Here is a 12,578-nt window from a genome sequence, read left to right on the forward strand (position 1 = left end):
TCAACTGCCCTCCCGCACGCGGGAGGGGAGTTTAAGAGTCAAGGCTCGCCAGCCGCTCGGCCTCGTCCTGTGCGATCAGTGCACCGATCAGCTCATCCATCTCGCCCGCCAGAATCTCGGGCAACCGGTGCAATGTCAAATTGATGCGGTGGTCGGTCACGCGCCCTTGCGGGAAGTTATACGTCCGAATCCGCTCCGAACGATCGCCCGACCCGACCATCGATTTGCGCGCACCCGCGCGCTCCTGATGCAAACGATCGCGCTCGGCCTCATACAAACGGGTGCGCAGCACGCGCATCGCCTTGGCCTTGTTCTTGTGCTGGCTCTTCTCGTCCTGCTGGATAACGGTCAGGCCCGTCGGGATATGGACGATGCGCACCGCCGAATCGGTGGTGTTGACCGATTGCCCGCCCGGCCCGGACGAGCGATAAATGTCGATGCGCAGATCCTTGTCCTCGATCTTGACGTCGACCTCCTCGGCCTCGGGCAGCACCGCAACGGTCGCGGCGGAAGTGTGGATGCGCCCCTGCGCCTCGGTCGCGGGCACGCGCTGGACACGGTGGACGCCGCTTTCGAACTTCAACTTGGCGAACACGCCCTTGCCCTCGACCGAGGCGATCGCTTCCTTGAAGCCGCCGCTTTCAGACGAGGAAGTCGAGATCAGCTCGACCCGCCAGCCCTGGCTTTCGGCGTAGCGCTGATACATGCGGAACAGGTCGGCGGCGAACAGCGCAGCCTCGTCCCCACCGGTCCCGGCGCGGATTTCGAGCATCGCCGCACGTTCATCGGCGGCATCGCGCGGCAGCAGCGACAGCGCCAGCGCGCGCTCGGCAAGCGGCAGGCGCTCGCGGATCGTATCGATCTCCTCGCGCGCCATCGTCTTGATCTCGGGATCGCCGTCATCTTCCATGCCGGCCAGCACGTCGAGCTCGGCGCGCAACCGCCGCACCTCACCCGCCGCGCGCGCGACGGGTTCGAGTTCGGCATATTCCTTCGACACCTGGACGAAGCGGTCCGACGGCAAATCCCCTGTCGCCATCAGCGCCGAAAGCTCGTCGCGCCGCGCCTCAATCTGGCGGATGCGGTCTGGGGAGATGGAGGTCATTCCGTTGTCATCGCCTTCAACACGGCGTCTACCGCATAGCCTTGCGCTGCTCGCTCATGGCGAACGACATTATAGCTTTCCGATAGAGCCAAGAGCGCGGCTTCGACCACATCTTTGTCGGCGGCTGCGTAGCTGTCAGGTTGATTGACTCGAACGGCAATACCACGTCGATCCGGCAGGCCCGTATCGGTCGCCTTTGAAACTACGACCCGTCCGAGCGAGCCGTTTTTGACTGCTAACTCAAACCGACGTTTTGCGTTTCCACGATAAGCCAGTTCGGCTCGTACCCCTGCTCGCCGTAAAGCTGAGGTCACTGCTATCGCCTCACTTTCAGCATCTGGTTGGTCGGGGATAACCGTAACATCCGCGACATCCGTAGCCGGTTCCTCCAGCAACATCGCCAGCCGCTCGATCCCCGCCGCCCAGCCAACGCCTGCCGTCTCCGGCCCGCCAAGCGAGCCGATCAACCCATCGTAGCGCCCGCCCGCCAGCACGGTGCCCTGCGCGCCCAGCCGATCCGTAACGAACTCGAACGCGGTGTGCCGGTAATAATCGAGCCCGCGCACCAGCCGCGCATTGCGCGTCCAGGCCACGCCCGCCGCGTCCAGCCCCGCCGTCACAGCCTCGAAAAACGCGCGCGCTTCGGGCGTGAGATAGGCATCGATATCGGGTGCCGAATCCGCCACCGGCCGGTCGCGCGGATCCTTCGAATCCAGGATGCGCAGCGGGTTCTTCTCCAGCCGCGCCAGGCTGTCCTCGCTCAGCACATCCCGATGCGCCTCGAAATGCGCGACCAACGCCGCGCGCCACGCATCGCGCGTCTCGGCATCGCCCAGCGTGTTGAGCTGCAGCGTCACGCCCTCGGTGATGCCTAGCTCCCGCAGCAACTGGTCCGCCAGCACGAGCAGTTCGACATCCGCCGCCGGTTCCGCCGCGCCGATCACCTCGGCGTCGATCTGGTGGAACTGCCGATAGCGCCCCTTTTGCGGGCGCTCATAGCGGAACACCGGCCCGTGCGTCGCGATCTTGAGCGGCGCATATTGCTGCCAGCCCTCGGTCAGATAGGCGCGCGCTATGCCAGCGGTAAATTCGGGCCTGAGCGTCAGCGAATCACCGCCGCGATCCTCGAAGGTGTACATCTCCTTCGACACCACGTCCGTCGTCTCGCCCAGCGAGCGCGCGAATACCGCCGTCGATTCAAACACGGGCAGTTCAACGCGCTGGAAACAATAAAGTCGCCGCACCCGGTCAAAGGTATCGACCACGCGCGCGAAGCGTCGTTGATCGTCGCCGAAGATGTCCTGCGTGCCGCGGATGCGTTTGGGGGTTTCGATGCGTGCCATAAAGGCTCGCTCTCTAAGCGAGCCGCGCACCAAGCGCCAGATGCTTGTGCATAGCGCCCATGACAGCGCTTGACAGGGCCTTCGCTGCATCGCAGCATTGCCGCAACGGGAACGGCCACAGTTCCCATTTCAGCATCCGCAGGACTCCACCCGGCTCGTTTCGGAAAGGTAGCTATGCGTCCGTCTGCTTCCCAAAGTCCCGCCGCTTTCGCGTCCCACACCATCCCCTTCCCCGCATGAGCTTGCTGATCGCATGGGGGCCCGCGATCATTGCCCTGCTCGCCGCTGGTCTGTTTGCCGGTTTTGCCGCCGGATTGTTCGGCATCGGGGGCGGTTTCGTCGTCGTGCCGGCGATGATCGCGCTGTTGCCACTGCTCGGCGGTAGCCACGCCGAATATACCCATGTCGCGATCGGCACATCCTTCGCCACGATCGTGATTACCGCGCTACGCTCGACGCTATCGCACGCCAAACGCGGGGCGGTCGATTTCGAGATTCTCAAAAGCTGGGCCCCGTGGATCGTCGGCGGGGTCGGCATCGGCGTGATGCTGGCGCGCGTGCTGACTGGACAGGCGCTCTCGATCATCTTTGCGGTTGGCATCACGCTGATGTCGATCAACTTCCTCGTGCCCAAGCTCGCGCGCCGTCAAGTCAGCGATACGATGCCGACCGGGGGTGGTGCGCGCGGGTATCGCCGGAACTTGGCATCTTTTCCTCGCTGCTCGGCATTGGCGGCGGCACGGTCGCGGTGATCGTGATGACGCTGTGCGGCCGATCGATCCACAAGGCGATCGCGACGGCGGCGGGCTTCGGCTTCATCATCGCAGTGCCCGGCACGATCGGCTGGATGTTGATCGGCCTGGGCAAACCCGGCCTTCCGATCGGATCGATCGGCTATGTCAATTTCCTGGGGGCGGCGATCATCACCTCGATGTCGATCCTCACCGCACCGCTTGGCGTCGCGTCGGCACATGCTCTGCCGGCCGAACCGCTCAAGCGCGTGTTTGGCGTGTACTTGCTGTTCATCGCCGGGGTCATGTTTAATCGCGCCATGCATATGTGATTTGCGCTGGGTCAAAAGCGCGGTAGCACCGCGCCGATGACCCTGAACCTCGGCAAGAGAATCGCCCCGCCCCGCTTCATCCTGTTCACGATTCTGTTCGTGGCCGGGCTGTTCGTCGCCATTCCCGCCTTTGGCTGGGGGCGCGGCACAATGGGGGCGTTCGATGTCGCAGCGGCGGTGTTTCTGATCGCGATCTCGACCTTGCTGCGCAAGGGCAAGGCCGATCAGATGCGCAAGGCCGCCGCCGCGAATGACGCCAATCGCGCAGGGTTGCTGGTGCTGACCGGGCTGACGATGGTCGTCATCCTCACCTCGGTCGCCAAGGAAATGCAGGAGAAAGCCAATCTTGTCGCGACCGTGCTCGTCATCGTGACGCTGGTGCTGGCGTGGCTGTTTTCCAATTCGGTCTATGCGCTGCATTATGCGCATCTGTTCTATTCGGATTGCGACGGTGACGGCAAGGATGCCGGCGGCCTGGAGATCCCCAATTGCGCCGAGCCCGATTATTGGGATTTTTTATATTTCAGCTTCACGCTCGGCATGACCTTCCAGACATCCGACGTCGAAATCTCCTCGCGCCAGATCCGCCGCGTCACGCTCGGCCATTGCCTGGCGGCGTTCGTCTTCAACATCGGTGTGCTCGCCTTCACCATCAACGTGCTCGGCAGCAGCAGCACGTCCTAGGCTGGACGCCGACCGCATGAGCCGCTTAGATCACCGTCACAGCACTCCTCACACGAAAGAATCCCGAATGATCCGTCGTGCCGCGCTCACTACCCTGTTGCTCGCCACCGCCGCCCCGGTATTGGCGGAAAATTCCAAGCCGCAGCCGGTGCCGTATGTCGACACGATCCCACCCGCGCAGGACATTCGCTTCCCCCGGCACGATCACGCTCGACATTGACGCGACCGACACGCGCCGCGGCATCTTCACGACGCGTGAAACGATCAGCGGCGTTTCGGCGGGTCACATGGTGCTGCTCTTCCCGAAATGGCTGCCCGGCAACCATTCGCCGACGGGCCAGCTCGACAAGCTGGCCGGGCTGCACATCCGCGCCGGCGGCAAGGAGCTGGCGTGGACGCGCGACCCGGTCGATGTTTACGCCTTCCACATCGACGTGCCCGCCGGTGCCAAGGCGCTCGACATCGATCTGCAATTTCTCTCCGCCACCGCTGGAGACCAGGGGGCGGTAGTGATGTCGCCCAACATGCTGCGGCTGCAATGGAATTCGATGAGCCTCTACCCGGCGGGCTATTTCACCCGGCAGATTCCGGTAAAGGCGACCGTGAAATACCCGGCCGGCTGGACCGCGTCTCGGGCCTGCCGTCGAAGGCGACCGGCTCGACCTACAGCTATGAGAAGACCAATTACGAAATCCTGGTCGACTCGCCCGTGTTGGCGGGGCGCTATTACAAGCAGTGGCCGCTCAGCCCGCGCGTCAATCTCGACGTCTATGCCGACAATGCCGCAGAATTGGCCGCGACACCCGAACAGATCGATGCGCACAAGAAGCTCGTCGAGCAAGCGGTCAAGGTCTACGGCGCGCAGCATTACGACACCTACGAATTCCTGCTGTCGATCTCCGACGTGATGGGCGGAATCGGGCTCGAACATCACCGCTCGTCCGAAGACGGGGTGAAGCTTGGCTATTTCACCAAGTGGAAGGATGGTCCGGGCTCGCGCAACCTGTTGCCGCACGAATATAATCATAGCTGGGATGGGAAATTCCGGCGCGGAGCCGACCTTTGGACCCCGGATTACCGCACGCCGATGCGTGGCAGCCTGCTCTGGGTCTATGAAGGCCAGACGCAATTCTGGGGCTATGTCTTCCAGGCACGCTCGGGGCTGGTGTCAAAGCAGGACACGCTTGACGGCTATGCTTCGATCCTCGCCAGCCTCGACAACCGCCCAGCACGCAACTGGCGCGACCTGGTCGATACCACCAACGACCCGACGATTTCGCAGCGCCGCCCGAAGGGCTGGGTCAGCTATCAGCGCTCGGAAGATTATTACAATGAGGGGCTGCTGGTGTGGATGGAGGTCGACTCGATCCTGCGCCAGCAATCGGGCGGTACCAAGTCGATCGACGACTTCGCAGCGAAGTTCTTCGGCCTCAACGACGGCGACTATGGCGAGGTGACCTACACCTTCGACGATGTCGTCGCGACGCTCAACGCGATCCAGCCTTATGACTGGGCCAGCCTGCTCAACAAGCGACTGACCGAGACTGGCGAGCCCGCGCCGCTCAAGGGCTTCGAAGCCAATGGCTACAAGCTTGTCTATACCGACACGCCCTCGCTCGCTTTCAAGAACGCCGAGGCGACGCGCAAGAGCACCGATCTGACCTACTCATTGGGCCTCACGCTCAACAAAGACGGTGCCATCACCGGCGTGGGTTGGGACACGCCCGCGTTCAAAGCTGGGTTGACGATCGGCAACACCATCGCGGCGGTGAACGGCACCATTTTCTCGGATACCGCGCTGAAGGCCGCCGTGACCGCCGCAAAGGGCGGCACCGACCCGATCGTGCTGCTGATCAAATCCAATGACAGCGTCGCGCCGGTCAGCATCGACTATCATGGCGGGCTGCGCTATCCGCACCTGGAGAAAATCGGCACCGGAGAGGGTGGTTTGGATCGGTTGCTGACAGCCCGGTAAACGGCTGCACTACAGACCTGCATCAGTTTAAGGATTTAGCATGCGTATCGACATGATTCCGGTCGGCAAGAGCCCGCCCGATGACCTGAACGTGATCATCGAAGTGCCAACCGGCGGCGAGCCGGTAAAGTATGAGTTCGACAAGGCGAGCGGCGCGCTGTTCGTCGATCGCATCCTGCACACGCCGATGCGCTATCCGGCTAATTACGGCTTCGTGCCGCACACGCTTTCCCCCGACGGCGATCCGCTCGACGCGCTGGTCATCGCGCGTTCGCCCTTCATCCCGGGCTGTGTCGTGCGGGCCCGCCCGATCGCCGTGCTCAATCTGGAAGACGAAGCCGGCGGCGACGAAAAGCTGGTCTGCGTGCCGGTCGATTCGACCTTCCCTTATTATTCGAACGTCAACGAACGCGGCGACATGCCCGAGATCGTGTTCGAACAGATCGAACACTTCTTCACGCACTATAAGGATCTGGAAAAGAAGAAGTGGGTGCGCATCGGCACCTGGGGCGATCGCGACGAAGCACGCCGGATCGTGACCGAAGCGATCGAGCGGTATCATGCCGCCAAGGCCGACAAGATCCCTGCCTGAATTCTCGGCAGCGGCGTGGCCCCGCGCCACGCCGCTGCGTGTAGCGACCCCCCGCAGGCCGGGCCGCGAGCGGCCTTGCGCCGCCGGACCCGCCGCCCTTACCGCCCGATCGAGCTGTAACTGAAGCCAGCTCTTTCGACGTCACGCGGCGGATAGACATTGCGCAGATCAACCATCACCGCACCCGCCATCGTCGCCGCCAACCGCTTCAGGTCCAGTGCACGGTAGATGTCCCATTCGGTCACGATCACCACCGCATCGGAACCCGCCGCAGCTTCGTAGGCATCGGTGCAATACACCACGTCGGGCATCATGGTCCTAGCAATCTCCATGCCTTCGGGATCATGCGCCCGCACCTTTGCCCCCGCATCCATCAGGCTTTGGACGATTGCCAAGCTCGGCGCATCGCGCATATCGTCGGTGTTTGGTTTGAAGGTGAGCCCCAGCACCGCAACGGTCTTGCCCTTCGCCTCGCCGCCCAACGCGGCAATCACTTTACGACCCATTGCGCGCTTGCGCGCGTCGTTGACCTGCACGACCGCCTCGACAATGCGTACCGGCGTCTCATAATCCTCGGCCGTCTTGAGCAGGGCGAGCGTGTCCTTCGGGAAACACGAGCCACCATAGCCGGGACCCGCGTGCAAAAATTTGGAGCCGATCCGGTTATCGAGGCCGATGCCCCGCGCCACATCCTGAACGTTCGCACCGACGGCTTCACACAAGTCTGCGATCTCGTTGATGAAGGTGATCTTGGTCGCGAGAAACGCATTTGCCGCATATTTGATCAGTTCCGACGTGCGCCGCCCGGTGAACAGGATCGGGCTCTCGTTCAAATAGAGCGGGCGGTAGATATCACGCATGACCTGCTGGGCGCGCGCGTCATCCGTGCCGATAACGATCCGATCGGGGCGTTTGAAGTCGCCGATCGCCGCGCCCTCGCGCAGGAACTCCGGATTGGAAACGACGGCGATCGGAAAGTCGCCGGCCAGTTCGGTCAAAATCTCCTCGACCTTGTCACCCGTGCCTACTGGAACGGTCGATTTGGTGACAACCACCAGCGGACCGTCAATCGCCGCAGCAATCTCGCGCGTCGCCGCGAAGACATAGCTGAGATCGGCATGGCCGTCGCCACGGCGCGACGGCGTCCCTACCGCGATGAACACAGCATCTGCCCCTGAAACCGCCGCTTTGAGGTCGGTCGAAAATTTGAGACGGCCTGCAGCGACGTTGGTGGCCACCAATGTGTCGAGACCAGGTTCGAAGATCGGCATCTTGCCCGCTTCGAGCGCCGCGATCTTGCTCGCATCCTTATCGACGCAAATTACGTCATGGCCGAAGTCGGAGAAGCAAGCGCCGGAGACAAGCCCGACATAACCCGAGCCAACCATCGTAATTCGCATGATGTTTCCCTAAGCCATTGTGCATGCGACAGCGCGAATGGAACGTCGAATGAGAACGATTCCCTGACGGTATCGTCATGGTGTCGCAACATCGCCGCCATGCGCTCGCATGCCGGAATTGTCGATATCACAAAATGGGAAGGGAGCCAGCTTACGCTGACCTCCCCACAATTTTCGTCTTCAGGTAAAGGCTTAGTTGCCCGAACCCGGACCGTAGGTGACTTCCACACGACGGTTCTGCACTTCACGAACGCCATCGGCAGTCTGAACGCGAAGGTGAGCAGGATCTTCACCGAACGCCTCGGTCGAGATCACACCATCGGGGATCGAGTGGGCGGTCATGTACGCACGAACCGCATCGTTGCGGCGCTGCGACAGGGCCAAGTTGTACTTCGGCGTACCCGAGCGATCGGTGAAGCCGGCCAGCATGACCTTTGCGCTACCGCAGTTCTGATACTGTGCAACCGCACCGTCCAGGATTGCTGCGGCTTCAGGCGTAACGTCCGACTTGTCCCATTCGAAGAACACGATGAACGGACCGGGCGAGCACGGCACTGCGACCGGTGCGGGCGGCGGTGCGGGGGGCTCGGGAGCCGGAGCCGGTGCCGGTGCGGGAGCAGGCGGCGGCGGCGGTGCAGCAGGCTCACCGAAGTTGTAGGTCAGACCACCCAGCAGGCTGTGCGTGCGGAACTTGCTCGCGTACGAGCTGCCCGCGATGTCGACCAGCTTGACGTTGTCGGCAGTGAAGAAACGATACTTCAGCGAGACGTCGACATTCTTGGTCAGCGGCGCGCGGATACCCGCGATGCCCTGATAAGCGAAGACGGTATCGCTGTCGTTCAGGAAGCGCGACGCGCCGAGCGCAACGCCTTCCTTGACGCGTGCGACGCCGACGCCGCCGCCAACGAAGCCCTGGACTTCATCGGCATCACCGAAATCGAGCAGGCCGTTGACCATGAAGCTCAAGGCTGAGCTACGACCGCCAGCGCCGCCGTAGCTACCGGCCGGAAAACCGCCTGGCGTCGTTACGGTCGAGCGATACCCATTTACATCTGCGCTCTTGTAACCGACTTCGGTTTCGATGCGGAAAATGCCGAGGTCGTAACCAATGACGCCATCGACGTCATAGCCATAACGGTGGTCAGCGGTGCTGGCACCCTTGATCGAATTGATGTCGAACTTAACGTCCTCCACAATCATCGCGCCACCCTCGACGCCGACGTACCACGACTTGTCGCGGGCGAGGGCAGGTGTGGCGACGATCGCGGTGGAGGCAAGCGCCATAGCAACGGCAAGCTTCCGCATAAAAAAACCCCTTCTTCTGGTTGTCACTCGGACAGCGCAAACTCCCTACCCAAAGGAATGTTTCCACGCAAGCGCACAAATAGATGCGGCTGTTGTACAAAAGCAACAGCGTGACGGGGTAAGCCTCTGATTCTGCAATCGCTCACGAAGCGATCAGGCCGTGCGACCGCATTGCAGCAAGCACGGCGGCAAGCGTTGCCCGCGCCTCGGCGTCGATGGTCGTCCCACCGGTAGCGGCAGAGATCGCCGATTGTTGCTCCCCGACGACCTGACGTCCCGCAACCAACAAGCACGCGCCCGTAACTTCCCCGATGCGCCAACGCGATCCATCGAAGCGGGCGAATGCGGAATCGCCCCTGCTCCACGCATTCATGCCATCGCGGGCGGCGAGGAAACGCCAGCCAGCGTTGGTCCACCCGGCGATCGCGTTTGGACTCCCGCTCCATGCCCCGGTCGGCGATGGACCCACGATCCAGCATGCACCCGTGTCTGGGCTAACCGGCGGGGACCCCACGCCTACCGCCTCGACCACTGGCTGGACCGCAAAGTCCAGTAGGGTCAGCGCTTCGTTATGCGACAATTCCTTCTGCGCCTGCCCCACCTGGAGCAAAGGCAGGCTCAGCCGCACGGTCGTTTGGTCGTTCATTGACGGTCCTTTCTTAGCCCGCCCAAGCGGGGATCATGCCGTGAAGGGGGTAGGATTGGCCATGTGCGCCAACCTGGGTGACCGCGATCGACAGGCCGACAATGCGATCGACGTGCCGAATCACCAAGGTCGGCTCCGTGGTTTCGACCGTGGCCCCCCGTCCGTCGGGATAGAGGAGCGCAATTTGATAGACCTCGCGCTCTTCTGCCAGCGGCGCATCGACGCCGTCGACCCAGCGCAGGCCCGCCCTGCTGCGCCGCACCCACTGCACCGTGACATCCCCATTCCCCACTTCGGACCACGTCAGATGCGTTGGCGAAAGCGGCAAGATCGAGGTTCCTGCAAGCGTGAGCGCGACTTCTACCGGCCCCTCCACGTCCCCGGGTCCAGACGCCATGATGCGCAGGTCTCCTCCCTGCGCGGTCCCAGGCAGGTCGAGCGTTGCGCTTGCGTCCGGCTCGACCAGCACGAAGCGATCGCCCGCGCGCTGCGTGCCGATCGCACTCTCGGTCGCGCGCCGCCCGCGGAGCAGCACCGCCAGTCGCCACCGTGTCGCGGTAAGCTGCGTGGCTTCGCCGAATTGCAACAGCTCGTTCCCCACCAGGGCTGTATTCAGCCCAGCATCGAGCGCCCCAGCATCGGCTCCAACCAGTGTCATGCCTGCATGGATGAGTTCGACCTCAATCACATTTGCGTGATCGACGATCGCAGCGCCCGCCGCCCCAGGTGGCGTCACGACCTGCCCAAGAATCCCCGGCACATTCGTAGCACCGGCCGCCATCCACCGCGCACCTCCGTCGGTGCTGTAAAGCAAGGTCGCCCTGCGCCAGCCCGGCTGGGTTCCCGCTGCGATTATCGTCACGCGCGGAACCGAGAGGACCGCGTCCTCCGGCGGCGCTTCGAACGCGGCCAGCACCGTCGTGCCCGTCGCGACGTCGGGCGCGTGCAGCACCCGCCCCGCACTCGCCGAAACGGCCAGGGTTCCCGTGGCGAGTCGCACGCATTCCAGCGACAGCACCATATGTTCCAGCGCCCACCCCGTGACTCGCCAGACCCCCGCCACCCCCGCAATCGTCACACACGCCCCGGGTGCCACCGCTAACGCGTCCCAGCCGAGCGTTAGCGTGCGCCGCTCGCGGGCGGCCTCTGCCCGCGACAGCACAGCCTCGGCCATCGTCTTGGCGGTGTCTGCGGTGATCGCGGCCGGCATGTCGACACGTTCTTCGCGGACCCCGGCCCCCGGTCGCCGCGCCTGCTGTATCCCGGTCTGATAATCGCGCGCCGGGTCGTAATGCGCCAGGGTTACATGGTGCGGCACCGTCTCCACGCCGCCATCGCTCGGCCGTGCTTGCCGCGCGCGGCCCCGGCGGCAACGACTTCGCCATCGGCGATGGCATGGTCGGCGGCAAGCCCCGCCCGCATCCGCAGGCCCATCGCCTCGGGCGCGAACCACGCGCCCCCCGCCACCGCCAGCGTCTCGACCACACTGCGGACGCTGTCGCCATAAGCCGCAAAGCCGGTGACCGCTTGCGTTGCCGCGGCTCCATCGATCATATCGTCCGTCAGCTCCTGGGCGATCCTGCCGACCGCCACGGGTACCGCGTCGCCAATCACCTCGAAGGTCAGCGAGGGGATACGATTGCCATAATCGGCCAGTTCGAAATGCTCGAACACCGCATAGGCAAGCCCACGATGCGCAGGCGTCAGCCCCGCCCCTTCCGCAGATGCAATCAGCGGATCGACCGCTTGCCCTTCGTCGCCCAGATGCAGGCGAAAACCGGTCGCGCTCTTGAAATCCCCGCCCACGCCGCGCAGCAATTTGCCATCGGCCCAGATCCGCCCGACTCCCTGGATCGCCCGTCCCGACAACGCCACCGCGAACGACGCCGAATAACTGTAATTTGTCGTGCTCGGCTGTCCCTTGCCGCCGCCGCTGCTGGTTCTGCTCTCGATCAGATCGGTCGACCAGATCACGCAACCACCCACCCGCATCGTCCCGAAGACGCGTTGCAGCGGCGTGCCATAGCTCGATGTCTGCAGCTGCAGCTCGGTCAGTCGCGGCCCCTCCCGGGCCTTTGGCTTGAGCAGCACCTCGCGGTCAAAGACGTTGCCGATCACCGCGCCGATCGCGCTGCCGATCGGTCCGCCCACGATCCCGCCGACGGTCGAAAGAATCAGAGTCGCCATCGCTTACTTCTCCACCCGCCAGCATCCCAGCATTGGCCACGGCGGCGACCCCGGTCGCTCGACCACGCGCCGCAGCATCGCGTCGGCGTGGACGATCCCGCCCGGCACCAGCACCGCCAGATGAAATTGCCCCGGTCCGGTTTTGAACAGGGCAAGGTCACCCGGACCGGCGCGTCGCTGGCGACAAGCCCCGCCGCCGAGAACGCCGCCGCGATTGCCGCCGCGCTCCCGCCACGCAGCGCATAGCCGCTAGGAATTTCGCCCCGAAACCCGCCCGG

General features: G+C 63.7%; 9 protein-coding genes and 3 pseudogenes. 4 read left to right on the plus strand and 8 right to left on the minus strand.

Annotation, left to right across the window (positions count from 1 at the left end; all coding sequences use genetic code 11):
* Positions 1 to 31: 31 nt before the first annotated feature.
* Complete coding sequence (gene prfA, locus NW75_RS19065) at positions 32 to 1,105, minus strand: peptide chain release factor 1 (protein ID WP_033966881.1); 1,074 nt, start codon at positions 1,103 to 1,105, stop codon at positions 32 to 34.
* Entirely contained in the window at positions 1,102 to 2,448 is a 1,347-nt protein-coding gene (hisS, locus tag NW75_RS19070) for a histidine--tRNA ligase (protein WP_033966884.1), read from the minus strand. The genes prfA and hisS overlap by 4 nt, the downstream gene beginning before the upstream one ends.
* A gap of 236 nt (positions 2,449 to 2,684) precedes the next feature.
* Between hisS and NW75_RS19075 the strand changes: the two are divergent.
* The 4 genes and pseudogenes from NW75_RS19075 to ppa all read left to right on the plus strand — a co-directional run bounded on the left by NW75_RS19075 (position 2,685) and on the right by ppa (position 6,762).
* Positions 2,685 to 3,511 (plus strand): annotated as a pseudogene (locus tag NW75_RS19075) (sulfite exporter TauE/SafE family protein).
* Between the two features lie 36 nt (positions 3,512 to 3,547).
* The gene (locus tag NW75_RS19080; protein WP_033966886.1) at positions 3,548 to 4,195 is read left to right on the plus strand and encodes a DUF1345 domain-containing protein; all 648 of its coding nucleotides are present in this window, start codon (positions 3,548 to 3,550) and stop codon (positions 4,193 to 4,195) included.
* Between the two features lie 67 nt (positions 4,196 to 4,262).
* Positions 4,263 to 6,170, plus strand: a pseudogene (locus NW75_RS19085) (M61 family metallopeptidase).
* A 40-nt stretch (positions 6,171 to 6,210) separates the two neighbouring features.
* On the plus strand, positions 6,211 to 6,762 hold the full coding sequence (gene ppa / locus NW75_RS19090; protein ID WP_033966891.1) for an inorganic diphosphatase: 552 nt from the start codon (positions 6,211 to 6,213) through the stop codon (positions 6,760 to 6,762).
* 98 nt (positions 6,763 to 6,860) lie between these two features.
* On the opposite strand, the gene NW75_RS19095 is transcribed toward ppa, so the two are convergent.
* The 6 genes and pseudogenes from NW75_RS19095 to NW75_RS26925 all read right to left on the minus strand — a co-directional run.
* Positions 6,861 to 8,162: a UDP-glucose dehydrogenase family protein gene (locus NW75_RS19095; protein WP_033966893.1), complete on the minus strand. Its 1,302-nt coding sequence runs from the start codon at positions 8,160 to 8,162 to the stop codon at positions 6,861 to 6,863.
* Positions 8,163 to 8,354: 192 nt separating this feature from the next.
* Positions 8,355 to 9,467 carry an OmpA family protein gene (locus NW75_RS19100; RefSeq protein WP_033966895.1) on the minus strand — a complete coding sequence of 371 codons (1,113 nt, stop codon included), beginning with the start codon at positions 9,465 to 9,467 and terminating at the stop codon, positions 8,355 to 8,357.
* A 142-nt stretch (positions 9,468 to 9,609) separates the two neighbouring features.
* On the minus strand, positions 9,610 to 10,113 hold the full coding sequence (locus NW75_RS19105) for a DUF2793 domain-containing protein (protein ID WP_033966896.1): 504 nt from the start codon (positions 10,111 to 10,113) through the stop codon (positions 9,610 to 9,612).
* Positions 10,114 to 10,126: 13 nt separating this feature from the next.
* Positions 10,127 to 11,431, minus strand: coding sequence for a phage tail protein (locus NW75_RS27945; protein ID WP_331386191.1), 1,305 nt, complete (start codon positions 11,429 to 11,431; stop codon positions 10,127 to 10,129).
* Positions 11,416 to 12,300, minus strand: a complete 885-nt coding sequence (locus NW75_RS27950; protein ID WP_331386192.1) for a hypothetical protein — start codon at positions 12,298 to 12,300, stop codon at positions 11,416 to 11,418. The genes NW75_RS27945 and NW75_RS27950 overlap by 16 nt, the downstream gene beginning before the upstream one ends.
* Positions 12,288 to 12,578: pseudogene (locus NW75_RS26925) on the minus strand (hypothetical protein); the annotation flags it as partial. The pseudogene NW75_RS26925 and the gene NW75_RS27950, both read right to left, overlap by 13 nt.

The sequence above is a fragment of the Sphingomonas sp. Ant H11 genome, assembly GCF_000797515.1.
Classification (GTDB): Bacteria; Pseudomonadota; Alphaproteobacteria; order Sphingomonadales; family Sphingomonadaceae; genus Sphingomonas.